The sequence below is a fragment of the Pedobacter zeae genome (assembly GCF_014196715.1).
Classification (GTDB): domain Bacteria; phylum Bacteroidota; class Bacteroidia; order Sphingobacteriales; family Sphingobacteriaceae; genus Pedobacter; species Pedobacter zeae.
On record NZ_JACIEF010000003.1, the window covers coordinates 967436 to 992062 of the forward strand.

A 24627-nucleotide genomic window follows, 5' to 3' on the forward strand; every position below is an offset into this window, starting at 1 on the left:
TTACATTTTCCGAACAGCTTTTTTAAAGTTTCTAAAGTGGTTTTGCGGTACCAACTCCTCCAGGGCTAGCGCCCTAAAAAATAAATTTATGAAATCGACAATGCTTTTGCATCACTATTAAAAATCATTGTTATGAGCACATCTAAAACTTTACTCGTACTCCCACTATTGTTGGTTGTTTTTTTTGCCAATGCACAAATGCCAACGTTAAAGGTACAGCAGGCCGGAACGGCCGAACAGAAAGAAGCGGTTAAACTTAAAAAACTGGATATAGACGTACAGATAACCGGGAATATTGCCACAACAGTGATGACCATGACTTTCCATAATAACAGCAACCGCATTTTAGAGGGTGAACTTACTTTTCCTATGCCCGAAGGGGTTAGCATAAGCCGTTATGCTTTGGATATCAATGGAAAAATGCGTGAAGCGGTACCTGTAGAAAAAGCAAAAGGAACCGAAGTTTTCGAAAGTATTGAGCGCCGCCGGGTTGATCCTGGTCTGCTGGAGAAGGTCGAAGGAAATAATTTTCGTACCAGGATTTATCCTTTGCCTGCCAATGGTAGCAGAACCATCATGGTAGGCTACGAAGAGGAGTTAAGTTTTAATAACGCCAATGTTTTACGGTATCACCTGCCCCTGGATTATAATCAGGCCATTGAAAAATTTACCTTAAAGACAACCGTTTTTGAAAGTGTTATCAAACCGGAACTTGGCGAGCAACCTGATGGCAGTTTTGATTTAAAAGCCAATGGAAACACTTATGCTGGTGAAATTAATAAAACCAACTACCAACCCAGAACCGGCCTGACCATTAATCTGCCAAAGCGAAATAACCTCCCTGAGGTACAAATGCAAAAAGCCTCATCCGGTTATTATTTTTTGGTGAATGTTTTTCCAAAAATGGAATACAGGAACCGCAAATGGGCCAATCGTATCGGTTTGATCTGGGACGTGTCATTAAGTGGCCTTCAACGCAATACCGATAAAGAGATGGCATTGCTGGATTTAATCATCAAACAAAAACAAAACTTAACCATCCAATTGGGCTTAGTAAACAATGGTTTTAAAAACGCGGGTACCTTTGTTATCTCAAACGGCAATTGGTCGGCATTAAAAGATAAATTGCAAAACCTGGTTTATGATGGGGGTACAAATTTAGGGGCGATAGATGCAAAGAGCATTCAGGCAGATGAGTATCTTTTATTTACCGATGGCTTATCTACCTTCGGAAAAAATACAATTGCTTTGAATAAACCTGTTCATTGCATCAATACGGCATTAAAGGCTGATTACAGTACTTTAAAATACATTGCTTTAAAAACAGGAGGGCAATTTATCAACCTCAATTCCATTGCTGTTAACGATGCTTTTAACCAGTTAAACCAGCAGAACCTCCAGTTTTTAGGGATCAAAAACGGAAACAGTATCCGGCAAACCTACCCTTCAATGAAGGTAAATGTAAACGGGCATTTTTCGCTGGCGGGCATAATGAGCGATTTTAATACCGAATTTACGCTACAATTCGGCTTCGGAAACACCGTAGTCGCCGAACAGACCGTTCGCTTAAATGCTACAGAACACGCTTTAAGCAGTATCGATGTACGCCGGGTTTGGGCGCAGAAGAAAATTGCTGAACTAGATATTCAATACGAAGAAAATAAAGATGACATCAGCGTTTTAAGCAAACAATTTGGGATCGTTACCAGAAACACCAGTTTAATTGTTTTAGAAAACCTCGATGATTATCTCCGTTATGATATTACCCCGCCTGTAGAATTACAACAGGATTATAATGCGGTATTGAAACAGCGCAGGGTAAGTCTTTTAGAACAGAAACAGGATCTGATCAATGCTGCAATAGCCATGACCAAAGAATTGAAAACCTGGTGGAACACTGATTTTTACCATAAAGGGCAGGAAAAGAAAAAAGAAAGATACCCTGATCCCGATCAAAGGGTTGCAGGGGTAGAACCAATTGGCGATGTAACAAGAACGGAGGTTGTTAAAGCAGCTGAGATGGTGGTTCCGCCCATGCCGCAAGCTGCAGCTGCCAGCAGAGATAAAGAAACGAACCAACTCAATGAGGTGGTGGTTATAGGCTATACTGCCCAACGAAAGAGCGCTGTTGCAGCAGCGGTTACAACCATAAGGGGAAATGTTTCAAATGCGCTTGAGGGCAGGCTTGCGGGCGTGCAGGTAAATCAGAATAGTGCCTTGAGAATGCCGCCGGCACCAGCGCCGCAACAACCCGCTATCTTGATCCCCGAATTTAAAAGCGATAAGGATTATATGAAGCATTTGGCGGGTAGCCCTGACAGTGCTTACCAGGCCTATTTAAAAATGCGATCGAAATATATTTCTACACCCATGTTCTATTTTGATGTAGCCAATTGGTTTTACCAGCAGAAAGACAGTGTAAGGGCTTTAACCATTTTGAGCAATATTGCCGATTTGGATCTCGAAAACGCTGATTTATATAAAACCCTGGCTTATAAATTAAAACAGACAGGTAATTATAAAGATGAACTTTTTATTACCCAAAAGGTTTTGCAATGGCGGCCAATGGATGCGCAGAGCTATCGCGATTATGCCCTGGCCCTTGCCGATAATAGGCAGTACCAGGCGGCGCTCGATAACCTGTACAAAGTGCTTACCCAAAGCTATAATCCTCAGATTGCCGACAGGGATCAGGGGATTGAAGAGATTGTAATTTCAGAAATGAATAACCTAATTACCAAATATGGCAATAGCATCAGCACGAAGGGAATTGATAAGCGCTTGATCCAGCCGCTGCCTGTAGATGTTCGTGTGGTACTCAACTGGAATAAAAATGATACCGATATCGACCTTTGGTTAACCGATCCTACCGGCGAAAAGGGATTTTATGGAAATTCGAGGACGAAAATAGGCGGAAGAATCAGCAACGATTTTACCTCGGGTTACGGCCCCGAACAGTTTATGATTAAAAAAGCCATAAAAGGCAAATACAAGATAGAAGTGAATTATTATGGCGACCGGCGGATCAACATCAGCGGACCAACAACGGTAACTGCTGAGATTTATACTCAATATGCAACCGGTAAACAGCAGCGCAAGGTAATTGTAATGCCGCTGGTAGCCAACCAGGGAAAAGGAAATTTTGTGGGTGAATTTAATTTTTAATTGAAATTACGCCGATAAACGGATTATACAAGTCATGTTGGTTTGTTGCTTCATTAAATTAAAGCAACAAACCAGCTACTTCTTCCCAGGTGTTTACGCGTTCGTATTGGGTAATGAGTAAGTTATGTGGTGAGGTAAACAACAGTGGCCTACCTTTAAATCCAACAAAATTTTTAATACGGTCGTCGATCATGATGTCTGCTTCACAATTTTGTTTCCACAAAACATGATGTGCTGCCAGTCGATAAAAGGAAAATGTTCGGCCATCCAATCGTATTTGTCTATAAGCGAGTTACGGAATTCCATCGCCGCCGAAACGATATAGACATCGTATTTTTGTTGCAGGGCTTTAATTACCCGCTGGCTATCAGGAATGACTTCCATATCGCGAAAAAAGCCTGGTTCGTTAATATATTCGAACCATTTTTGGTTAACTTCTTGCGGAACATGGTGATAAATTTCATTGCCGGCTTCTATTTTTAAATCGAGCGGAACGTTATAATCGCGGTTATAGAGTTTAATAAATTTTCCGAGGGCGTCGGCAATTACCTCGTCCATGTCAATTGCAATTCTTTCCATTTGGTATCTGCAAATATTTTGGCGCAAATATCCTGAAAACAAAGAAATTAAACTATGTTTTTAATTTCCAGTATTTTACTTATCTTTGCAGCCCGCAGCATGAAGCTCCGGGACTATGTTGAATACATAAATACAAAAGAAAATGGCAACTAAAATCAGATTGCAAAGATTCGGTAAAAAAGGGAAACCTTTTTTCCACGTTGTGGTAGCAGATTCACGTGCTCCACGTGATGGTAAATTTATTGAGCGTTTAGGTTCTTATAACCCAAACACCAATCCTGCCACCATCGAAATTGACTTCGAAAAAACTTTAGCTTGGGTTAACAGTGGTGCACAACCAACTGATACTGCCCGTGCTATCCTTTCTTACAAAGGTGTTTTATACAAAAAACACTTGGAAGGTGGTGTTAAAAAAGGCGCTTTAACTCAAGAGCAGGCAGATGAAAAATTCGCAGCCTGGTTAGATGCCAAAGCAGGTAAAATTTCTGGTAAATCAGAAAGTTTAGCGGCTTCAAAAGCAGATGCGCGTAAAGCGGCATTAGCGGCAGAAGCGAAGAAAAAAGAAGATAAAGCAGCAGCTATCGCAGCTAAAAATGCACCCGTTGCAGAAGAGGTTGTGGAAGAAGAAGCACCAGCTGTTGAGGCTGAAGCAACTGAAGAAGCTCCTGCAGCAGAAGCTCCTAAAGAAGAAGGAGCAGAATAATTTAATTATTCCGTTCAAAAAAATAGCGTTCCGAAATCCGGAACGCTATTTTTATTTAGAAGATATTATTATTTACAGTTCGTCATGCTGAACTTGTTTCAGCATCTGTATCACCACAAGGTCCAGAGCTAAATTACTTTCGGTGGGCTCGTAAAAGCTCGGTTCGGGGAGACGATTGAATTTGAATATGAAACACGAAGAAGCATTTTACATCGGTTACGTTACCAAAACCAGGGGTTTAAAGGGAGAAGTTCAGGTATTTTTCGAATTTGATGAATACGAAGAGCTTGAATTTGATGTGGTTTTTGCTGATATGAACGGCAAGTTGGTGCCTTATTTCGTGTCTTCGGCAAAATTGCAGGCCAATAAAACGGGTTATTTTAATTTTGATGATGCCGATCATATCGATAAAGTACAACCCTTGTTAAAAAAGAAATTGTACCTGCCCCTGTCGAAAATGCCCGAACGCGAAGAAGGAGAGTTTTTCTATACGGATTTTAAAGGTTATTTGGCCATTGATGAAACTTTGGGCGAATTGGGCGAAATTTTGGAAGTAAACGAGTATCCACAGCAATTTTTGGCCTCGGTGATGTATAAAGAAACTGAAATCCTGTTCCCCTTAAATGAAGATTTTATTGTAGAATATGATGAGGATGAAAAGATTTTAACAGTCGATTTGCCTGAAGGCCTGCTGGATGTTTATTTAGAGAAATAGACCTTGCAGAAACTTTTTAGGCGGTATTTCGTTTTACCTCGTATGAGGTGCTTATCTATTTTAATACTTGTAGTACTAACCATAGGCTGTAACCGAAAAGAAAATAAAACGATACAGGTTGCAAAAGTACGGCAGGTAACTCAGCAGGATTCAATTGAAGCGACGGGCTTAAAAGCATTAACCGCTTTGCAAGCCAAAAATTACGAGGCTTTTGCCGCACTATTCCATCCCACAGAGGGCGTTCGGTTCTCGCCTTATGGTTTTATCGATCCTACACACAAACAAGTGCTGGCCAAAGACTTTCTTGAAGCAATAAAACGTAACTGGATTTTAACCTGGGGCCATGTTGACGGAAGCGGCGAAGCCATCAAAATCAGGGTAAAGGCCTATATTGATCAGTTTATTTACAATGCCGATTATCTGCATGCACCGCAGAAAAGCTATGATGCGGTAATAGGCAAAGGCAATTCAATCGATAACCTGAAGGATGCCTACCCACAACTCCATTTTACAGAATATCATTTTAAAGGTTTTGACGAAAAGTACAAGGGACTGGATTGGACCAGCCTGCGGTTTGTTTTTAAAAAATACAACAATTCCTATTACCTGGTTGCCGTTATTCACGACCAGTGGACGGTTTAAGTGAATCGAACTATAGTTTCTGATAACCGAAGAGGAAAAACGGATTTTTAAGCTTTTCCCAAAAACGCAGGTGATTATCAATGATAAAGGGCCAGAACTGAAAGTAATAAAAGAGATGAGGTAAAAATCTACTTTGGTTTAAAGACTCAGACTAAAGACTTACCTTTGCGCTATGCGTTTCGATATAATAACTGTTTTACCCGCCCTGCTGGAAAGTCCTTTTGCCCATTCCATTCTGCACCGTGCGCAGAAAAAGGGGCTTGCCGAAATTGTAGTGCATAACTTACGTGATTATGCGACCAACAAGCAAAAAAGTGTAGATGATTATCAGTACGGTGGTGGCAGTGGGATGGTGATGAGTATTGAACCTTTTGCGGCCTGTATTGAAAAACTTCAATCTGAAAGGGAGTACGATGAAATTATTTTCATGACTCCTGATGGCGTAACCTTAAATCAGAGCACAGCCAATGAGCTTTCCATTAAAAAGAATATCATTATTTTGTGTGGCCACTATAAAGGCATAGATCAGCGCATACGCGATATCTTTGTAACCCGGGAAATTTCGGTGGGCGATTATGTTTTAAGCGGAGGAGAGCTACCTGCTGCGATTGTGGTTGATGCGGTAGTACGTTTAATCCCGGGTGTTTTGAATGATGAAACCTCTGCACTGTCAGACAGTTTTCAGGGCGACTTGCTTGATGCCCCGGTTTATACCCGGCCGGCCGATTGGCGCGGGCATAAGGTGCCTGATGTTTTACTAAGCGGACACGAAGCAAAAGTGAATGAATGGAGACATGAACAGGCCTTGGAGCGAACCAAAATCCGCCGTCCTGATCTTTTGGAATAGAAGCATTTAACACGCCGTAATGTGGAATTCGTAAAGATTGTGGAAAAAATTAAAATAGGTTTTTTTATATCAAAAAAAATCCCTAATATTGCAATCCGATTTTCAAGGTAAAGAAAGTTGGTTTAATAGCTTAAAATCATGGATTTAGTAAAATTTGTTGAAGAGCAGGCCATCGCGAAAAAAGATTTTCCTGCGTTCAAGTCTGGCGATACAGTGAGCGTACACTATAAAATTCGCGAAGGTAATAAAGAACGTGTTCAAATTTACCAGGGTGTTGTAATACAACGTAACAGTGCAGGTGCTAATGAAACCTTCACCGTTCGTAAAATGAGCAACGGCGTTGGTGTTGAGCGTATTTTCCCTTTTAGTTCTCCAAACATCGAGAAAGTAGAAGTGAATAGCTTTGGTAAGGTTCGTAGAGCGAAATTGTTCTATTTACGTGCTTTAACCGGTAAAGCTGCCCGTATCAAATCTTTAAGAAAATAATATTCTTTATTATAAGATATAGCCTTCACGATTAATTTCGTGGAGGTTTTTTTGTTTGTACCTTTGTTAAATGTTAGATTCTGCTTTTTTCAACCAAGTATTTTGGGGCAATACCGTAAAAGCCTATTTCCTTTTCGGAGGCATACTTTTTTTAGGCTTAGTTTTTAAGAATATCGTTTCTAAACTGTTAAGCAGGTTACTGTTTAAGCTTTTCAGGAACTTTTCCAATCAATCGCATAACGATGCTTTCGTTGCCTTATTGGTAAAACCCATTGAAGTTTTTATCCTGCTAACTACCCTTTATCTTTCCATCAACCAGTTAAAACACCCCTTAGAGGTGCCTGTATTCCATTACAGCAAATTAATCGGAAAGGTTAAAGAGTTGATACCGGTAACTATAGGCGATTGTGTCGACCGGATATTTCTATTTGGCATTATCCTATCAATCTTTTGGATTATTTTAAGAATAATCGACTTCATTAGCCACGTGCTGCTCTATAAAGCTTCGCTTACCGATAATAAGGCCGATGATCAGCTGGTACCCTTTTTAAAGGAGTTGTTTAAAACGATCGTCATTTTTATCGGTTTTTTCACCCTTTTAGGTTTTGTTTTCGAGGTAAATGTATTAACGCTCATTACCGGATTGGGTATTGGCGGTATTGCCATTGCTTTGGCGGCTAAGGAGAGTTTAGAAAACCTGATTGGCTCTTTTACGATCTTTCTGGACAAGCCTTTTACTGTTGGCGACCTCGTAAAAGTTGACGGTGTGGAGGGAACAGTAGAAAAGGTAGGTTTTAGGAGTACCAGGATCAGAACTTCGGAAAAAACCATGGCTACCCTACCGAATAGGGGTATGATAGACGGTGTTTTAGAAAATCTTTCGTTAAGAAATTCACGTAAGGTATCGTTTGTGATCGGACTTACTTACGAAACCAGTTCTGATTCGTTAAGAAAAATTATAACCGAAATTGAAAGTTACATCAATGATCACGAGGGTACCAGCGACGATGGCAATGCTTCTTTTAAAAGCTTTGGTGATTCGGGATTAAACGTTGAGATCAATTATTTTGTAACCATACTTAATTATGCTGATTTCCTTAAAATCAGGCAGGAAATCAACCTGGAGATTATGGATATTGTGATCCGGAATAAATCAGATTTTGCCTACCCGACACAACGCTTGATCAGCGACAGGCCCGCTAGCAATACTTCCGAAAAAGAAGTGGGTAATGATACTACGGATTAGATCAATTTCCATGAAGGACTTCTGGCGGTATTTATCTTTACGAGTTTCGATTAATACCCTATCTTCCGAGGTATGCCATTGAGATTTTTGCGAAGAGTTGTCACCCTGAATTTATTTCAGGGTCTATTTTGTAAGGAAGATGCTGAAATAAATTCAGCATGACGATTATTATTGTATAAGTCGCTGAAAGATACAGGTGTTTGTATAAATTAATTATATAGCTTAGGTTGATATATCATAAAAAAGCCGACTTAGTATAACTAAATCGGCTTTTATTATAATTGTATTTTTCTTTTAACTTAAAGTGGCCAAGGTAGTGATCCCGCCTTTTACCACCTGGTTAAGTTCTACATTTACCTTGGTACCTACCGGAAGAAAAACATCTACTCTCGATCCAAATTTAATGAAGCCAAACTGTTCTGTTTGTACTACCTGGTCGCCTTCTTTTACGTACCAAACAATCCTACGTGCCAGAGCGCCTGCAATTTGACGGAATAGTACCGGTGTACCGTTTTTATGCTCTACAACGGTGGTTGTACGTTCGTTTTCGGTAGATGATTTAGGGTTCCATGCTGCAAGATATTTACCAGGATGGTATTTGAAAAATTTAACTACTCCTGAAATGGGGTTACGGTTAATGTGCACGTTTATTGGCGACATGAAAATGGATACCTGTAAGCGTTTATCTTTAAAATATTCGCCTTCTTCGGTTTCTTCAATTACCACAACTTTACCATCTGCAGGGCAGATCACCAGGTTTTCTCCTGAAGAGAAGCTGCGGCTTGGGTTGCGGAAAAACTGCAGTACAATGATGAATAATGCGGCAGAAAAAATATAAATAAACCAGCGTAACCAGGTGATGTCGTGATATTTATAATCAACAACAGCGTTGATAACGAAAATAAACAATATGCTTAAGGCAATGGTGGTGTAACCTTCTTTGTGTATGGTCATTGTGTTTAAAATTATTGGGCAAAGGTGCGAAAAATAAATTAATCCAATTTAAAAATTATGCGCCCGTTGCTCTGTAAATATCGGTCAGGTTTCTACCAAGACCATTATAATCTAATCCATAACCCACTACAAATTCGTTCGGTATTTCAAAACCAACATATTCCAGCTCTTCAATTTCATGCTTCAGGGCGCTTGGTTTTAGCAAGAGCGAAGCAACCCTGATTGATGCCGGTTTTTTTTCTTTAATCGTTTTTAAAATATGGGTTAGGGTAAGTCCGGTATCCACAATGTCCTCTACAATGATAATATCCCTTCCTTCAATATTTGCAGGAAGGCCGATCAGTTCTTTCACTTTGCCCGAACTTGATGTTCCTTCGTAAGAAGCTACACGCATGAAAGTAACTTCGCACGGAACGTTGATTTCTTTGATCAGATCGGCCATAAATAAAAAGCTGCCATTTAATACCCCAATAAATAATGGGCATTTTTCCTCATAATCAACATTCATCTGGATACCCAGCAAACGGATCCGCTTGTTTAAAGTGTCGTTTTCTAAAAATATCTCGAACTCTTTATCCTCTACTTTTATTTTATGCATGTTGCTATTGAATATGGTTTTAATGTTGGGGTTGTAAGCTGCTAACCGCCAATTGCAAACTGAAAGTCGGCTACTGCTGCAGGCTTTTCTCCAGTTCCCTCTGTCGCCTGCGTTCTTCCCTGCGCTCCTGTCTTAGTTGTTTTTTGGTTTTAGTGGTATCAGGCTGGCTGGCCGGTTGTTTATTTGTGGTGGTGTCTTTTTTAGATCTGCCACCAAAAAGGCGCTCAAAAAAGCTTTTATTTTTGTCTTGTACAATTACAACCGGCAAACCATCGCCATCGTCATCGAAGGCTGTCGTATCAACAACGGCGGTATCTGGTGCTAAATACCGGCGTAGCCCTTCTCTTAGGCGTACATTGTAAAAACCATACCCGGAAGTATCACTGGCAATTAAACCTTTCCTCGCCATAATATTTCCCATGAACCTGAAGTAGTTGAACATGTAGGGTTTCAGGCTACCATCAGCCATGAACTTATACATCGATGCTTTAGGCTTAGGTACTATACTGGCCAGGAACAATCCATCTCCGATCGTTAGATCAGCAGGTTGTTTTCCGAAATAATACCTTGATGCCTCTCCTATCCCATAAATGTTCTGGCCAAGTTCCATAATGTTGAAATATACTTCCAGCATGCGCTGTTTGCTGATCAGGTGGTTATGTTCGATTAACCAAACAATCAAAATCTCCTCTGCTTTACGGGCCAAAGTTTTCTGACGGCTTAAATACACGTTTTTAACCAGTTGCATGCTGATGGTACTGCCGCCACGTTTAAATTTCTTTTCCTTAAAGTTTACTGCAATAGATTTACGGATCGATTCTTCTACAAAACCATTGTGTGTAAAAAAAGAAGGGTCTTCTGCGGTTAACACAGCATTGATGAAATTTTTGGAAATGGCTGATAAAGGCGTAAAATTCGGGTTGGATGGGCCAATGGTAATATCGCGCATCGGTTTACCATACTCGTACGGTGTGTATATGAAGGTGCTGTTTATTTTTTGTAGGTTGGTTTTGCCCCACTGCACAATTTTAAAATTAACCGATGTTAATGTAGAGTTGAAACGTACGCTATCGGGTACTTTGGTATCCAGGTAAAACCGGAGGTTGTATTTAACCTTACCCTGTACTTTTAACCCTTCCAACGATTCGAACAGGCCTTGCGGAAAGGCATCTAAAATGCTTTGGGCATCCTGTTCTTCGGCATTTAATTTTAATTCGTATATCTTATTTTTACCTAAGGTATATTTAATGAAAGGATGTATCTGTGCATTTTTTAAATAAGCAGTTGATGAACTGTCGAGCGCAATATAATTTGGCCCGACGAGGATATCGGCATCCAGTTTTGCACTTTGTACAATAATGTCGTTTGAAGCAATACGCGGTTGATTAATGAGCATATTTTTTACCGACCAAGAGCCCGATATTTTATAGTCGTCGCCACTGTACTTTGCATTTTTAAGCTCTGTTTGCAGGGTATCGAAACAGATTTTTGCGTGGAGTTTATTGTTCAGGTAGGGCAACTCGAGTTTTTTGCCGTCAGCATAGGCCGTAAAACGTAATTCTTTGCTTCCGGGGTTTACATAGCCATCCACATGCCAGGTAGATTCGCCATTGTTTACACTTATGGCCGATTTAAGGTCGCCATCATTAATGGTGGCCATGGTAGAAAAGCTCAATTTTGCGGTATCATGATCATTCAGCTTAAAAACCATGTTCTGCATATCCATATCGTCAGGTATTTTGTATAAAACCTGGTTTAAGATGTTACTCGCTATTTCTGATAAATTAACTTTCCCTTTTGTTTCGGTACTGTCTTTTTTCTTTCTTTTTAAAATAAAATCGATATTGGTGGTCGAATCTTTAAGCACTACACTGACAAAACCTTCTTTGAGTTTAACTTCAGAAAGTTTTACATTGCCAAAAATAAGTGGAAAAAGCTTTACGCTTACGCTCAATTCGTTGATGTTTGAAAGGGTATCGCGCTCTTTTGGAACCACCGAGATTTTAGTCATTTTTACGGTGCTTAGGCCGGTAAATCCAGCAGATCCAATTTTAACTTGCAGTCCGTAATCTTTGTTGGCCTTGGCAATTGCCTTGGCTACCATTTTTTTGAGGAGTGCTTCTCTTTTGCTATAAGCTACAGCCCCTAATGCCATACAAACAACTAAAAAAACACCTAAAACCCAGGCTCCGATTTTTAAATATTTTTTGGGGATCTTAATTTTTGGTATTCGCATATAGTCGTTAAAATGGTTAATTGCTTAAACGTAACAATTAAATGTTTATTTCGTGTTAAAATTACAGTTTAAAAGGCTAAATAAAAGTATTTATGGCTATGTTTTGTTAATTTTGAGTTTAAATTAATACAATGCAGATTAGCCCGCAACAAGTTTTAGATGCGCTTAAAAATGTAGAGGATCCCGATCTTAAAAAAGACCTGGTAACCTTAAACATGATTAAGGATTTACAGATAGCAGATAACCAGGTCAATTTTACGTTAGAGCTTACTACACCGGCATGCCCGATGAAGGATATGCTGAAAAATGCCTGTACAAATGCCATCAAACATTTTGTATCGCCAACGGCAGAAGTAGCCATCAATGTAACGTCACGGGTTACCCAGCCGGCCAATTCATCTTCACTAGATAACATCAAAAACATCATTTTGGTTTCATCTGGAAAAGGGGGCGTAGGTAAATCTACTGTATCGAGCAATTTAGCCGTTGTATTGGCTAAGGATGGCGCTAAAGTTGGCCTTATTGATGCCGACATTTATGGCCCATCGGTGCCTACCATGTTCGATTTAGTTGATGCAAAACCTGGCGCTGAAGAAACTGCAGATGGGAAAACCAAAATTTTACCCATCGAAAAATATGGGATTAAATTATTGTCGCTAGGCTTTTTTGCCGACCCTGGCCAACCAGTGCCATGGCGTGGTCCGATGGCATCTAACGCGGTTAAACAACTTTTTAACGATACTAATTGGGGAGAACTTGACTATTTAATTGTCGATCTTCCCCCTGGAACAGGCGATATACATATTACCATTACGCAGAGTTTCCCGGTTTCCGGGGCTGTTGTAGTAACCACACCACAGCAGGTCGCTTTGGCCGATACCCATAAAGGCCTTGCAATGTTCAGAATGCCCGGGATTAATATCCCGATTTTGGGTGTCATTGAAAACATGTCGTATTTTACGCCTGCAGAATTACCTGAAAATAAATATTATATTTTCGGAAAAGGTGGTGGAACAGAGCTTGCTGCACGTTTTGACGTACCGTTTTTGGGCGAAATCCCGATTATACAGAGCATCTCGGAGGCCGGTGATAACGGAAAACCGGTAGCCCTGAACCAAAATCCTTTGTTGGATGGCATATTTGGCGATATTGCCAGCAAGATTGCACAGCAAATCTCCATTAACAATGCGCAAATGGTGAATTGCTAAAAAATTACTATTTTTATAACCTTAAAAAACATATAATGAATTTAACAGAACAAGTAGAACAGGCATTGGAAACCATCAGGCCATATTTAAAGGCTGATGGAGGTGATGTTTCTGTTGAAGAAATTACATCCGAAGGAACGGTAAAACTTAAACTTTTGGGCAATTGTGGCTCTTGCCCGATGAGTTTCATGACCATGAAATCTGGTATCGAACAGGCAATTATGAAAGCTGTTCCACAGATCACTTCGGTTGTTGCCGTAAATATGGCAGAGCAAGAGTAAGCTTTAACACTATTTAACTAGAAAGTTTTATTTTAAAAATTACTTTTGTCTTAATGAGATATTGTATTACCCTGATTTGTCTAGTTTTTTCCATAACCGCTTTTGCGCAACAAAAGCCGGCACAGGATAAACTTATCCAATTTTCAGGGATTATTACCGATATCGATAGTTCGAACGTAATACCCTACGTAACCATCACCAATCTTTCGGCGAAGAGTAAAAGAGTTGGTGCCGATTACAGGGGATATTTTACCTTTATTGTTAACCCTGGCGATACCATCCTCTTTACTGCCATCGGGTACAAAAAGTTTTCAACCGTAATACCGCAAAGTACACCTGATAGTAAATACACTATTATGGTTAAATTGAAAGCAAATGTGATCGATTTACCGTCGGTACGTGTTTTTCCATGGGCTACCACAGAAGAGTTTACCCGCGAGTTTTTATCAATGAAACTGGCAGATGACGATATGGCAATTGCCAAAAAGAACCTTTCGCGATCATCAATTGATGGGTTGATCCAAACACTTCCACGCGACGGACAGGAAATTGGCAGCCAGAATTACCGCTATAATTTCGACAGGATGATTAATAAGAATATGGTTCAAACCAATCCGCTACTCAATCCTTTTGCCTGGGGCAAGCTGATGCAGCAGATCTTCGATGGAGACAAAAGCAGGGGTAATAATTAGTCTGCACTCTTAAGTTCGCAGTCATAGTCTTGGTTGCTAACCGCTTTCAATCGTCATCCTGAATTTATTTCAGGATCCTTATAATATGATACATGAATTTTTTCCCCTCTTAATCATTCGGATATTTCGGCCAGTGAAGCCTTGGATAATTTATCGAAGGCACTAACAAAAGATCAAAAACTTACGCTACGTTTCGTCCCCGAAATCCCAACGAAATCCCTTTTAAGGGATATATCTATGGTTCCAGATTTAATATCAAGAGGAATTTATTGTACAGAAATTCTTTTCAGGCAGATATTTCCGGAGAAATCTTTGTGGAGGATGATGGTTGTAAAATAAATGTCGAATTAGGTTTAATGCCTCTTGTTAAAGGATTTTTAGTGCTTTGGAGTTCATTCGCTACACTTTTTTGCCTTATATTTCTTTTTGGAGCGATAAAGAAACAGGAGCTGAATCTGGCGTTTGGTTCATTAGTCGCATTGGGCATGCTTGGATTTTGCTATTTAATAACTTCTTCTGGCTTCAAATCTGATTGTGAAGAGTGCCGGAGAGATTTAAAAGCAGTTTTTAAGGTTGAGTTATAATAGAAAGTTTCGTCATTTCTGCCGAAACACAGTGGAATGGAGAGGTCTGCCTCGAGATAGATTTAGCTTCGCTGAGCACTCCGTGGTTCTCGACTACGTTGCACTTCGCTCGATGACGAGTCTTTGGGATGGTGATGCGTGGAGTATTTTTGTAATAAAAAAAGGGAAAACGTTTCCATTTTCCCTCATACATCTTACATCAAAACCTATCTTTTCTTGCTCTTATTTGGAAACTTCATTTTGTAATCGGTTCTGATATTTCCTTTCGAAATCGCATCCAACTTGCTTTTTAGCATAGTTTTGCGTAGTACACTTACCTTATCTGTAAATAATTTGCCTTCAATATGGTCATATTCGTGCTGGATTACCCGCGCAGGCATTCCATCAACATCATCGGTATGCTTTACCCAGTTTTCATCGAAATAGGTAATCTTGATGTTCGGTTTACGCATGATGTTTTCGCGGATATCGGGGATACTTAAACAACCTTCATTAAAAGACCATGGCTCGCCGCTTTCTTCCAAAATTTCGGCATTGATGAATACTTTTTTATAACCAGGATTTCCGTCTTCATCTTCACCGGTATCAACAATAAATAAGCGGATGGGTAAGCCAATTTGGGGGGCTGCCAAACCGACACCACTGGCATTGTACATGGTGTCGAACATATCGCTGATTAATTGATTTAATTCGGGATAATCTTTATCAATTTCAGTTCCTACCTTTTTTAAAACAGGATCTCCGTAAGCTACTATGGGTAATTTCATTGTATTGTATTTTTTTCAGACCTGGGTCTGAGCTCATTAATTGTTGCAAAGTGGTGTCTGCCAGAGCCTGTCGAAGACCCCATTGTTCAGCCCTTTGACAGGCTTAGGAAGACCAACCAAAATTTAAACTACAAAAATAGCAATTATTCCTCTATTGGACAGAATGTAAAGAGATTCAATTGTTCAACATCGAGCACTTCATTAACTACGTCGGCCATTTGAAGTGGCGTAACCGCATTAATCTTTTCAAAAACGGTATTTAAAGAATCTATTTTATCATGATCGATCAGGCTTTTGGCCATCGAAATAATTAAACCGATACGGTTCTCTTCGCTTAAGGCAATTTGCCCGATAAATTTGTTCTTGGCCTTTTGTAATTGCAGTTCATTCAGCGGTTTTTCCCTGAGTTTTTTAATCTCTTTAAAGATTAAAGCGAGTGCCCTGGCCTGTTTTTCCTTATCTGTTCCGAAATAAATGGTAAAAATGCCTGTATCGCTTAGGGGAGAAAAATTTGATTCGATGGTATAGGCGATGCCGTATTTTTCCCTGATCTGCAGGTTTAAAACAGAGCTCATGCCATTACCGCCAAAATAATTGTTGAGCAGCATCAATGCCGCCTTCTGTGGCTGATGAGTGGAATAAGCCTGCGAACCCAAAATGCAGTGCGCCTGCATAATCGGTTTATAAATGGTGGTATTGCTTGGTGCAAGAATAAGGGGTTTAATCCGGTTTTTCTGCGGGTTGTTGGCCTCAACATCGGCAAAATGTTTGCTCCCTTTGTTGATGATGCTGTTTAATGTATAATTTCCCAAAACAGCAACTACAATTTCATCTGTGCGATAATTTGCTTTCCTGAAATTGATCACATCTTCGCGGGTAAAAGCCTGAACAGAATCTGTAGTACCCAGGATATTATTACCAAGCGGATGCCCGGCGAAAAGCATATCTTCGAAATCGTCGTTTATTGCTTCTTCCGGCTGATCGAGATAAGAAGAAATTTCATCCAGAATTACACTTTTTTCCTTCTCCATTTCTTCTTCAGGAAAAGTAGAATGGAATACGATATCGTTAAACAGGTCTAATGTCCGGTCGAGATATGGATTTAAAAAAGAGGCATGAACACAAGTATATTCTTTTGTGGTGTAGGCGTTTAAGTCGGCCCCAACACTTTCCAAACGGTTTAAAATCTGGTGGGTACTGCGTTTTTCGGTACGTTTAAAAATTAAATGTTCGATAAAATGTGCCAGGCCGGCTTTATTCACGGGTTCGTCGCGCGATCCGGTATTAATAATGATGCAAGCGTGCGATATGGCTGAAGCCGAAGGCACATGCAGTAAGCGTATGCCGTTTGGCAGGGTATGAACATTGTATTCCATTGAGGGGCAAAGATAAGGCTAATTGCTTACAAAGCCTCTGTATCGGGGTATTGCAATTGTAAGGCGGAAATCAATTTATCTTTGGTTGGCCTTTTTAAGACTAAAAAGACAAAATTAGCAAGACCAAAAATCAAAAAGAAGGAATTACGTGTCATGAAAAAGCCTACAATATTAAAAAGTGCCCCTCCTTCTAAAAGCGCCGAACTGATGATAAAGGCACTTTGATACATATTGATCTTGGCGTCGGCTGCGGCAGATTTGTCGATTTTAGCAATTAAATTCCTGAAAAAGAAGATGCTTGCAGATATCGTAATCAGCCCCATAATCGGAAATATTGGATTAAAAGGCGCAGTAGTTTGCGGATTGGCATCAAAGAACATGGTTTCGCGGTTAAGGAAAACCGTTACCAATGCAAATAGGAAAACGCCCGAGCATAGTGCAAGGTGGATAATCTGGAGTGTTTTTAGTTTGGTGTTCATGCTGAATATGATGTTAATAAAAGTGTCAGGTGAGCCTGTCGAAACATTATCGGAAAGTTCTTCGACAGGCTCTGCATGACAGTATAAATAAAAAAGCTACTTATCGATCCCCTCCAGCGCAAACAAAAATGCCCATCTTAACGAAACATCTTTGAGGTAATCGAATCGGCCTGAGGCACCCCCATGGCCAAATTCCATGTTGGTTTTAAGCAGCAGCACATTTTTATCGGTTTTGGTTGCCCTTAATTTGGCCACCCATTTTGCCGGTTCGAAATACTGCACCTGGCTATCGTGCAATCCGGTGGTAACCAGTATATTCGGATAAGCTTTTTTCTCTATATTTTCATAAGGCGAATAGCTTTTCATGTAATTGTAAGCCGCTTTTTGTTTCGGGTTTCCCCACTCATCAAACTCGTTTGTTGTTAAAGGGATGCTTTCATCCAGCATGGTGTTTACCACATCTACAAAAGGAACATCGGCAATGACACCGTTCCATAAATCAGGGGCGATGTTTATTATTGCTCCCATCAATAAACCACCGGCGCTGCCACCATGTGCATATAAATGCCCTTTTGAAGTGTATTTCTGATCAATCAGGTACTCTCCTGCTGCAATAAAATCGGTGAAGGTGTTTTTCTTTTTCATCAGCTTTCCATCTTCATACCATTGACGGCCCATTTCCTGTCCGCCGCGGATATTGGCGATGGCGAAAACAAATCCCCTGTTTAATAAACTTAAACGGGGTGAAGAGAAATATACATCCGAATTTGCGCCATAAGAACCATAGCCATATAGCAATAAAGGCGATTGTCCATCCTTTTTAAAACCTTTTTTGTACACCAGGGCAATGGGTACTTTGGTGCCGTCTTTAGCGGTAGCAAAAACACGCTCTGTTACATAATCTTTGGCATTGTACCCGCCTAAAACCTCCTGTTGTTTCATCAGTTTCTGCTCTTGTTTTACCAGGTCGTAATCGTAGGTAGAACTTGGGGTGGTTAATGAGGTATAAGTATAGCGCAATGTGGTGCTGTTATATTCAGGATTGGCACCAACGCCGGCATCATAAACAGGCTCATCAAATTTAATGTAATAATCACTACCATCGTTTTTCAATACACGCAGCTCTGTTAAACCATTTTTACGTTCTGATAAAACCGTATAATCTTTAAACTCTTCTACACTTTCCAACAAAACGTTTGCACGGTGCGGCACCACCTCTATCCAGTTTTCTTTTTCGGTTTTATCCAAAGGGCACTGCATCAGACGGAAATTCTTGGCGTTCCAGTTGGTGAGGATCAAAAATTTGCCATCAACTGGTATTACATCATACAATACATCTTTGGTACGGGCCGCAAAAACTTTAAATGGACTTTCGGGATGGTCTGCATCGATTATTTTATATTCTGAGGTGAGTGTTCCCTGTGAGGCGATAAAAATGTACCGGTCGTTTTTCGATTTTCCTACACCAATGTAATTGGTATTATCTTTTTCATCGTAAACCACCGCATCACTTTTGGCATCGGCACCCAGCACGTGTTTCTTTATTTTTTCGCTTAATAAAGTAACCGGATTTTTGGAGGTATAAAAGAACGTTTTATTATCGTTAGCCCAGGCCACTGCCCCCTGTGTATTGGTAATGGCATCTTTTAAAGTCTCCCCTGTTTCTAAGTTTTTTACCTGGATGGTATACTGGCGACGCGAAACCATATCCACTCCGTAGGCCAGCAGCTTATTATCGGGGCTGATACTAAATCCGGTTGCGCTATAATAAGCATGTCCTTTTGCCAATTGATCTACATCCAATAAGATTTCTTCAGGCGCTGATAAACTTCCTTTTTTACGGCAATATTTAAAGTATTGCTGCCCATCTTCTGTGCGGCTATAGTAATAGTAACCGTTTTTAAAAACCGGAACCGATTCGTCTTTTTCTTTAATCCGGCCTTTCATTTCTTTAAACAGATCGGACTGAAACTTATCGGTACTTTTCATCATGGTATCGAGATAAGCATTTTCGGCTTTCAGATAATTCACAACTTTTGTACTGTCGGGGCCTTTTTTAAAATAATCGATCATCCAGTAATAATTGTCGACCACGGTATCGCCATGGATAACTCTCCGGTGAGGAATAATTTCTGCTATTGGTGCTTTTGCATTAGGCCATTTTATCGGTTTCATTTCTTTTTTTTGTGGGTTATTGCAAGCTATAATTGTGCTGAGGATAATTAGAGCGGGTAAGAGATACTTCATAGCGGGTTGATTTAGGTTCAACCGCAATTTAATGAAATAGTTCATTAGTTCAATGGTCATTGGTTTATTAGTACATGGTGGTTAATTGTTCTGGGCAACTAACACTTCTAACCCCGGTCCTCTGACTCCGGACTTATGAAATAGTTCATTAGTTCAATAGGCATCGCTCCATTAGTGCTATGGAGGTTCATCGATGCCAAATGCTCACCACAAGCTAATTATCATTTTGGCAAAAATCCATCAAGCCTATAGATAATTATCCAAATTAGAAAAATTGATGTTAAATTGCCGCATTCAAAACTCCCTCAAGGTAATAATGAAAATTGGTTATAAAAAAATAGTTGTTAAAGTTGGTTCAAACGTAATTACACAAGCAAATGGTTTTCCTGATGAAGCAAGGGTTAAACACCTTGTAAATCAATTGGCCGAGATTAAAAAGCAGGGTATTGAGGTTATTCTGGTTTCTTCAGGAGCAGTAGCATCGGGCAGAAGTTTGATTAAGGTATCGGATAAACAAGATGCGGTAACTACCCGCCAACTTTTGGCAGCCATCGGGCAGGTAAAGCTGATTAACACCTACTCCAATTTCTTTGAGGGGCATGGCATACAATGTGCGCAGGTTCTGGTTACAAAAGAAGATTTCCGTGACCGGGCACATTACCTGAACATGAAAAACTGCCTGCAGATTTTGCTGCAGAACGGGGTAATCCCGGTAGTAAATGAAAATGATGTGGTTTCAGTAACCGAACTGATGTTTACTGATAACGATGAACTGGCCGGATTAATTGCCTCGATGCTGGATGCCGATGCCCTGATTATTTTATCGAATGTAAATGGCATTTACAACGGCGACCCGAAAATTGAAGGTTCGGAAGTGATCCGCGAAATTAACGGTTCTGTTGCGAACCTGGCCTCCTTTATCCAAACCGGGAAATCGCAATTTGGTCGTGGCGGAATGATTACCAAATCAACCATGGCTCAAAAGGTGGCTAAATTGGGCATTTCTGTACATATCGCTAATGGAACCAAAGATGATGTACTGATTTCTTTGTTAAATAATGATCTGGTACACACCCGTTTTGTACCGGAAAAAAGTAAATCGGGCAAGAAAAAATGGATTGCCCATTCAGAAACCGCCGCAACCGGTGTAGTAAAGCTGAATGAACGCGCTAAAGCTGTATTAACCTCAGGCAAAGCCACCAGTTTATTGCCTGTAGGGGTTATTGAAATCAAGGCCGACTTTTTAAAAGGCGACATTATTAAGATTGTAGACGAACAGGATCAATTAATCGGCTTGGGAATTGCAGAATACGGATCGGATAAGGCCAGGGAGCGCATTGGGCTGAAAAAGCAAAAAGCCCTGGTGCATTACGATTATTTTTACTCGGCGATTTAAGCTGAAGGGTTAAAGCGGAAAGACCAAAATATATATCGTAAAGGGTTACCTAGATATCTAATACAAAATGAATACGATTAGACCAAATTATAGCGATTATGGACTTTCCAGTCCAATGAGTGCAGAACTAAGAAAAGTTGTAGAATCTCAGCTTATTGAGGATTTAAGATTTTATGGGATAGATGACACCGACCTAAAATTTGATTGGTCTAACTCCTGTATTGAAGGTCATGATGGAGAATATTTAGGTAGCTATTTTGAAAATTATTCTGGAATTTTAGTTTTTGATAAAAACGATAATTTATTGGCTGATGGATGGATGGACTTTATAGATGGACCAGAATTAGTGGTGTACTGGGATTTTATTGATACTTGGAAGGGGAATAAGAGAATAGCAGAAAAATCTGAACCCGGCGTCCCAGAGCATATATTGGATAAGATTAATAAAATTTAGACACCGGATTTAAGTCCATAGAAGGCAATAAATTTTTGTTTTCTCTGTGAAAACTCCGTGACCTCTGTGGTAAAAAAGAAAACAATGAATTACAAACAATACTTCGAAATGGCAAAGCAGGCAAGCCGTACCTTGGTTAGCCTAAGCAAAGAAACAACGGATGCAGTGCTGACCGATCTGGCTGAAGCTTTGGTAGCAAATGCGGCCGAAATTCTTTCTGAAAACGCTAAAGATTTGGCTAAAATGCCCGTCGAAGACCCCAAATACGACAGGCTGAAGCTTAGTACAGCACGTATTGCCGATATTGCAAACGATCTTGTTAATGTAGCGGGTTTAAACAGTCCATTGGGGAAAATTATTTCTGATAAAACGCTGGATAATCAGCTGCATATACAGAAGGTGAGTGTGCCCTTAGGTGTTGTTGGGGTAATATATGAGGCAAGGCCAAATGTAACTGCCGATGTATTTTCACTCTGTTTTAAAACAGGGAATGTAGCGGTACTAAAAGGAGGTAGCGATGCCGAATTTTCTAATCTGGCCGTTGCAAGAGTAATACACCAGGTATTGGATCGCTATAAAATTAACCGGGATGTTTTAACCTTATTGCCTGCTGAAAGAGCTGCAACAGAAGCTTTATTAAATGCGCGCGGATTTGTTGATGTGCTGATCCCAAGGGGAAGTCAATCGTTGATCAACTATGTACGCGAAAACAGTAAGATACCTGTAATCGAAACTGGTGCGGGCATTGTGCATACTTATTTTGACGAATCAGGCGATTTAGAGAAAGGTAAATCGATTATTTTTAATGCAAAGACCAGGAGGGTAAGCGTTTGCAATGCTTTAGATTGTGTGCTGGTTAACGAAAACAGGCTGTATGATCTGCCTGAACTTTTATCTCCTTTAGCTGATGGAAATGTAGAGTTATATGCAGATGAAAAGAGCTTTGAAGTATTAAAATCATCTTATCCCGCTCACTTATTAAACCAGGCTACTTCAGAGCATTTCGGAACAGAGTTCTTATCGCTAAAACTGGCTGTTAAAGTGGTTGATAATTTAGCAGGCGCATTGAATCATATTGCACATTATAGCTCGAAACACAGTGAGGCTATTATTTCTGAAAATGCCGATAATATCGCTCAGTTTCTAAATGAGGTAGATGCTGCTGCGGTATATGCCAATGCTTCTACAGGTTTTACCGATGGCGCGCAGTTTGGCCTTGGTGCCGAAATAGGTATTAGTACACAAAAACTTCACGCCCGTGGGCCAATGGGCCTGGACGAATTGACCAGTTATAAATGGGTGGTAAGAGGCGACGGGCAAGTAAGGGGATAATGATGGTTGATGTAAGATGTATAATGGGCGAGGATGAATAATAAGCTAAGAATCAATAGCTACTTCTTGTATCTTTTTTGTTGATGGTTTAATAGATCATGGTTGATGGCTTAAGTATCTGTGAGCTATTAACAAAAAAAATCAACTAAAAGCCACTAATGAACTAATGGCCAATGAACAACTGAACTAAAGCTCGAATACCGCTCCCCTCTCCGGCACTTCAACATTAAAACCATCTTGCTGCAGTGCCATTGACAAACTTTGCAGGCTTTTATCTTCGCCATGGACCAGGAAAACTTTTTTAGGCTGGCCGGTTTGTTTAATTGTTTTCACTAAATCGTTATGATCGCCGTGCCCGCTTAACAGATCGGTTTGGCGGATGGTGGCATAAACCATCATTTCGCGGTCTTTAATCCTTACAATCGGTGCCCCGCTTAATAATTTGTAGCCCAACGTTCCTTTTGCGCAATAACCGATAAAAAGAATGGTACAATAATAGTTCTGAATGTTGTAATACAAATGATCCTGAATCCGCCCGCCTTCTAACATACCCGCAGAAGAAATAATGATGCAGGGGTCAAAATAATTGGAAACATCTTTACTTTCTTTCATGGTTTGCACGTAGGCCAGGTGCTCAAACTCGAATTCGTCGCCCATGGTCCGGTAAAAATCTTTTGCTTCCTGATTCACCAGGTTATGGTGTTTACGGTAAACATCGGTAGCCTGAACAGCCATCGGACTATCTACAAAAATCTGGATTGGCGGGAGAAGTTTTTTAGTAAATATCTGGTTTAAGGCAAATACCAACGATTGCGTTCTGCCGATGCTAAATGCAGGGATGATCAGGCGGCCGGGACTTTTAATGCAGGCTTCTGTAATTTCCTGAACCAGGCGTTCTTCGAGTGTTTGGTCTTTGGTGTGCATCCTGCCTCCATAAGTTGCCTCGCTTACCACGTAATCTACTTCTGGCAGTGGCTCAGGATTAACCAAAACCGGATAATTTTCTCTGCCGATATCGCCGGTAAAAGCTATTTTTTTCTCTATGCCGTTATCGTTTATGGTTAAAATGGCAGCAGCAGCACCCAGCAAATGGCCAACAGGAACAAAGGTTAAGGTAATATCGCCATTAATTTTAAAAGGTTTGTTAAAGGCAATGGTTACAAAACGATCGATCGTATCCATTACATGCTTATGCAGGTATAAAGGTTTCGGTCCGCTAAAATTGCCGTGTTTGGTGCGGGGTTTTCTACCCGCTTTTCTCAGAAACAGTTCAACAGAATCGAACAGCAGTATCGAAGTTAAATCGGCAGTTGGTGGTGTACAAAGCACCTGCCCACCAAAGCCCATCCTAACCAGTGTAGGTAAATTACCAGAATGATCGATATGTGCATGGGTTAAAATGACCAGGTTAATGCTTGACGGATCGAATGGAAATTGCTGGTTTTCTTCCTGATAGGTTTCCTTTTCATAGTCTAATCCGCAATCTATCAATATTTTGTAATACCCGATTTCGAGTAAATGCATACTCCCGGTAACCTGTTGCGCTGCGCCCCAAAACGTTAACTTCATCTTCTTATCTTTCGCGTAAATTCTTTCGCCGTAAAGTAATATAATTGAAGGGATTTTTAAACAATCAGGCG

At 40.2% G+C, this 24627-nt stretch carries 22 protein-coding genes and 1 pseudogene; 14 read left to right on the forward strand and 9 right to left on the reverse strand.

Features of this window, described 5'->3' with window-relative positions:
- Window positions 1-132 precede the first annotated feature (132 nt).
- Window positions 133-3165: a DUF2135 domain-containing protein gene (locus GGQ60_RS17210; protein WP_183766660.1), complete on the forward strand. Its 3033-nt coding sequence runs from the start codon at window positions 133-135 to the stop codon at window positions 3163-3165.
- A 58-nt stretch (window positions 3166-3223) separates the two neighbouring features.
- Here the strand turns inward: GGQ60_RS17210 and GGQ60_RS17215 are convergent.
- Window positions 3224-3744, reverse strand: a pseudogene (locus GGQ60_RS17215) (5' nucleotidase, NT5C type).
- Window positions 3745-3886: 142 nt separating this feature from the next.
- Here GGQ60_RS17215 and GGQ60_RS17220 point away from each other — a divergent pair.
- The 6 genes from GGQ60_RS17220 to GGQ60_RS17245 all read left to right on the forward strand — a co-directional run bounded on the left by GGQ60_RS17220 (window position 3887) and on the right by GGQ60_RS17245 (window position 8383).
- Window positions 3887-4447 carry a 30S ribosomal protein S16 gene (locus GGQ60_RS17220; RefSeq protein ID WP_183766662.1) on the forward strand — a complete coding sequence of 187 codons (561 nt, stop codon included), beginning with the start codon at window positions 3887-3889 and terminating at the stop codon, window positions 4445-4447.
- Window positions 4448-4634: 187 nt separating this feature from the next.
- Entirely contained in the window at window positions 4635-5162 is a 528-nt protein-coding gene (gene rimM, locus GGQ60_RS17225; protein WP_183766664.1) for a ribosome maturation factor RimM, read from the forward strand.
- Window positions 5163-5204: 42 nt separating this feature from the next.
- The gene (locus GGQ60_RS17230) at window positions 5205-5804 is read left to right on the forward strand and encodes a hypothetical protein (protein ID WP_183766666.1); all 600 of its coding nucleotides are present in this window, start codon (window positions 5205-5207) and stop codon (window positions 5802-5804) included.
- A 172-nt stretch (window positions 5805-5976) separates the two neighbouring features.
- On the forward strand, window positions 5977-6651 hold the full coding sequence (gene trmD / locus GGQ60_RS17235; RefSeq protein ID WP_183766668.1) for a tRNA (guanosine(37)-N1)-methyltransferase TrmD: 675 nt from the start codon (window positions 5977-5979) through the stop codon (window positions 6649-6651).
- 138 nt (window positions 6652-6789) lie between these two features.
- Window positions 6790-7137 (forward strand): 50S ribosomal protein L19, encoded by a 348-nt coding sequence (gene rplS, locus GGQ60_RS17240; RefSeq protein WP_183766670.1) that lies wholly within the window; start codon window positions 6790-6792, stop codon window positions 7135-7137.
- Between the two features lie 70 nt (window positions 7138-7207).
- On the forward strand, window positions 7208-8383 hold the full coding sequence (locus GGQ60_RS17245) for a mechanosensitive ion channel family protein (RefSeq protein ID WP_183766672.1): 1176 nt from the start codon (window positions 7208-7210) through the stop codon (window positions 8381-8383).
- 294 nt (window positions 8384-8677) lie between these two features.
- On the opposite strand, the gene GGQ60_RS17250 is transcribed toward GGQ60_RS17245, so the two are convergent.
- From GGQ60_RS17250 to GGQ60_RS17260, 3 genes are all read right to left on the reverse strand, one after another.
- The gene (locus GGQ60_RS17250) at window positions 8678-9337 is read right to left on the reverse strand and encodes a phosphatidylserine decarboxylase family protein (protein WP_108197006.1); all 660 of its coding nucleotides are present in this window, start codon (window positions 9335-9337) and stop codon (window positions 8678-8680) included.
- A 55-nt stretch (window positions 9338-9392) separates the two neighbouring features.
- Complete coding sequence (gene hpt, locus GGQ60_RS17255) at window positions 9393-9935, reverse strand: hypoxanthine phosphoribosyltransferase (protein ID WP_183766674.1); 543 nt, start codon at window positions 9933-9935, stop codon at window positions 9393-9395.
- Window positions 9936-10005: 70 nt separating this feature from the next.
- Window positions 10006-12171, reverse strand: coding sequence for a transglycosylase domain-containing protein (locus GGQ60_RS17260; protein WP_183766676.1), 2166 nt, complete (start codon window positions 12169-12171; stop codon window positions 10006-10008).
- Between the two features lie 131 nt (window positions 12172-12302).
- Between GGQ60_RS17260 and GGQ60_RS17265 the strand changes: the two genes are divergently transcribed.
- The 4 genes from GGQ60_RS17265 to GGQ60_RS17280 all read left to right on the forward strand — a co-directional run bounded on the left by GGQ60_RS17265 (window position 12303) and on the right by GGQ60_RS17280 (window position 14936).
- Window positions 12303-13379 (forward strand): Mrp/NBP35 family ATP-binding protein, encoded by a 1077-nt coding sequence (locus GGQ60_RS17265; protein ID WP_183766678.1) that lies wholly within the window; start codon window positions 12303-12305, stop codon window positions 13377-13379.
- Window positions 13380-13414: 35 nt separating this feature from the next.
- Entirely contained in the window at window positions 13415-13660 is a 246-nt protein-coding gene (locus tag GGQ60_RS17270; RefSeq protein WP_025141622.1) for a NifU family protein, read from the forward strand.
- A 53-nt stretch (window positions 13661-13713) separates the two neighbouring features.
- Window positions 13714-14352 (forward strand): peptidase associated/transthyretin-like domain-containing protein, encoded by a 639-nt coding sequence (locus GGQ60_RS17275; protein ID WP_183766680.1) that lies wholly within the window; start codon window positions 13714-13716, stop codon window positions 14350-14352.
- Between the two features lie 269 nt (window positions 14353-14621).
- Complete coding sequence (locus tag GGQ60_RS17280; protein WP_183766682.1) at window positions 14622-14936, forward strand: hypothetical protein; 315 nt, start codon at window positions 14622-14624, stop codon at window positions 14934-14936.
- Window positions 14937-15142: 206 nt separating this feature from the next.
- Here the strand turns inward: GGQ60_RS17280 and def are convergent, their stop codons facing one another.
- From def to GGQ60_RS17300, 4 genes are all read right to left on the reverse strand, one after another.
- Window positions 15143-15703 carry a peptide deformylase gene (def, locus tag GGQ60_RS17285; RefSeq protein WP_183766684.1) on the reverse strand — a complete coding sequence of 187 codons (561 nt, stop codon included), beginning with the start codon at window positions 15701-15703 and terminating at the stop codon, window positions 15143-15145.
- 143 nt (window positions 15704-15846) lie between these two features.
- Window positions 15847-17079, reverse strand: coding sequence for a M16 family metallopeptidase (locus GGQ60_RS17290; RefSeq protein ID WP_183766686.1), 1233 nt, complete (start codon window positions 17077-17079; stop codon window positions 15847-15849).
- Window positions 17080-17105: 26 nt separating this feature from the next.
- Window positions 17106-17558, reverse strand: coding sequence for a hypothetical protein (locus tag GGQ60_RS17295; protein WP_183766688.1), 453 nt, complete (start codon window positions 17556-17558; stop codon window positions 17106-17108).
- Window positions 17559-17654: 96 nt separating this feature from the next.
- On the reverse strand, window positions 17655-19805 hold the full coding sequence (locus tag GGQ60_RS17300) for a S9 family peptidase (RefSeq protein ID WP_183766690.1): 2151 nt from the start codon (window positions 19803-19805) through the stop codon (window positions 17655-17657).
- A gap of 316 nt (window positions 19806-20121) precedes the next feature.
- On the opposite strand from GGQ60_RS17300, the gene proB reads away from it, so the two are divergent.
- The 3 genes from proB to GGQ60_RS17315 all read left to right on the forward strand — a co-directional run bounded on the left by proB (window position 20122) and on the right by GGQ60_RS17315 (window position 22987).
- On the forward strand, window positions 20122-21201 hold the full coding sequence (proB, locus tag GGQ60_RS17305; RefSeq protein ID WP_183766691.1) for a glutamate 5-kinase: 1080 nt from the start codon (window positions 20122-20124) through the stop codon (window positions 21199-21201).
- Window positions 21202-21268: 67 nt separating this feature from the next.
- The gene (locus tag GGQ60_RS17310) at window positions 21269-21655 is read left to right on the forward strand and encodes a hypothetical protein (protein ID WP_183766693.1); all 387 of its coding nucleotides are present in this window, start codon (window positions 21269-21271) and stop codon (window positions 21653-21655) included.
- 66 nt (window positions 21656-21721) lie between these two features.
- The gene (locus GGQ60_RS17315; protein WP_262891942.1) at window positions 21722-22987 is read left to right on the forward strand and encodes a glutamate-5-semialdehyde dehydrogenase; all 1266 of its coding nucleotides are present in this window, start codon (window positions 21722-21724) and stop codon (window positions 22985-22987) included.
- 186 nt (window positions 22988-23173) lie between these two features.
- Here GGQ60_RS17315 and GGQ60_RS17320 read toward each other — a convergent pair whose 3' ends face one another.
- Complete coding sequence (locus tag GGQ60_RS17320; protein ID WP_183766697.1) at window positions 23174-24556, reverse strand: MBL fold metallo-hydrolase RNA specificity domain-containing protein; 1383 nt, start codon at window positions 24554-24556, stop codon at window positions 23174-23176.
- Between the last annotated feature and the right edge of the window lie 71 nt (window positions 24557-24627).

Coding starts and splice junctions, on each gene's coding strand:
- GGQ60_RS17210 (WP_183766660.1), top strand. CDS start 133: ATGAGCACATCTAAAACTTTACTCGTACTCCCACTATTGTTGGTTGTT.
- GGQ60_RS17220 (WP_183766662.1), top strand. CDS start 3,887: ATGGCAACTAAAATCAGATTGCAAAGATTCGGTAAAAAAGGGAAACCT.
- rimM (WP_183766664.1), top strand. CDS start 4,635: ATGAAACACGAAGAAGCATTTTACATCGGTTACGTTACCAAAACCAGG.
- GGQ60_RS17230 (WP_183766666.1), top strand. CDS start 5,205: ATGAGGTGCTTATCTATTTTAATACTTGTAGTACTAACCATAGGCTGT.
- trmD (WP_183766668.1), top strand. CDS start 5,977: ATGCGTTTCGATATAATAACTGTTTTACCCGCCCTGCTGGAAAGTCCT.
- rplS (WP_183766670.1), top strand. CDS start 6,790: ATGGATTTAGTAAAATTTGTTGAAGAGCAGGCCATCGCGAAAAAAGAT.
- GGQ60_RS17245 (WP_183766672.1), top strand. CDS start 7,208: ATGTTAGATTCTGCTTTTTTCAACCAAGTATTTTGGGGCAATACCGTA.
- GGQ60_RS17250 (WP_108197006.1), bottom strand. CDS start 9,337: ATGACCATACACAAAGAAGGTTACACCACCATTGCCTTAAGCATATTG.
- hpt (WP_183766674.1), bottom strand. CDS start 9,935: ATGCATAAAATAAAAGTAGAGGATAAAGAGTTCGAGATATTTTTAGAA.
- GGQ60_RS17260 (WP_183766676.1), bottom strand. CDS start 12,171: ATGCGAATACCAAAAATTAAGATCCCCAAAAAATATTTAAAAATCGGA.
- GGQ60_RS17265 (WP_183766678.1), top strand. CDS start 12,303: ATGCAGATTAGCCCGCAACAAGTTTTAGATGCGCTTAAAAATGTAGAG.
- GGQ60_RS17270 (WP_025141622.1), top strand. CDS start 13,415: ATGAATTTAACAGAACAAGTAGAACAGGCATTGGAAACCATCAGGCCA.
- GGQ60_RS17275 (WP_183766680.1), top strand. CDS start 13,714: ATGAGATATTGTATTACCCTGATTTGTCTAGTTTTTTCCATAACCGCT.
- def (WP_183766684.1), bottom strand. CDS start 15,703: ATGAAATTACCCATAGTAGCTTACGGAGATCCTGTTTTAAAAAAGGTA.
- GGQ60_RS17290 (WP_183766686.1), bottom strand. CDS start 17,079: ATGGAATACAATGTTCATACCCTGCCAAACGGCATACGCTTACTGCAT.
- GGQ60_RS17295 (WP_183766688.1), bottom strand. CDS start 17,558: ATGAACACCAAACTAAAAACACTCCAGATTATCCACCTTGCACTATGC.
- GGQ60_RS17300 (WP_183766690.1), bottom strand. CDS start 19,805: ATGAAGTATCTCTTACCCGCTCTAATTATCCTCAGCACAATTATAGCT.
- proB (WP_183766691.1), top strand. CDS start 20,122: ATGAAAATTGGTTATAAAAAAATAGTTGTTAAAGTTGGTTCAAACGTA.
- GGQ60_RS17310 (WP_183766693.1), top strand. CDS start 21,269: ATGAATACGATTAGACCAAATTATAGCGATTATGGACTTTCCAGTCCA.
- GGQ60_RS17320 (WP_183766697.1), bottom strand. CDS start 24,556: ATGAAGTTAACGTTTTGGGGCGCAGCGCAACAGGTTACCGGGAGTATG.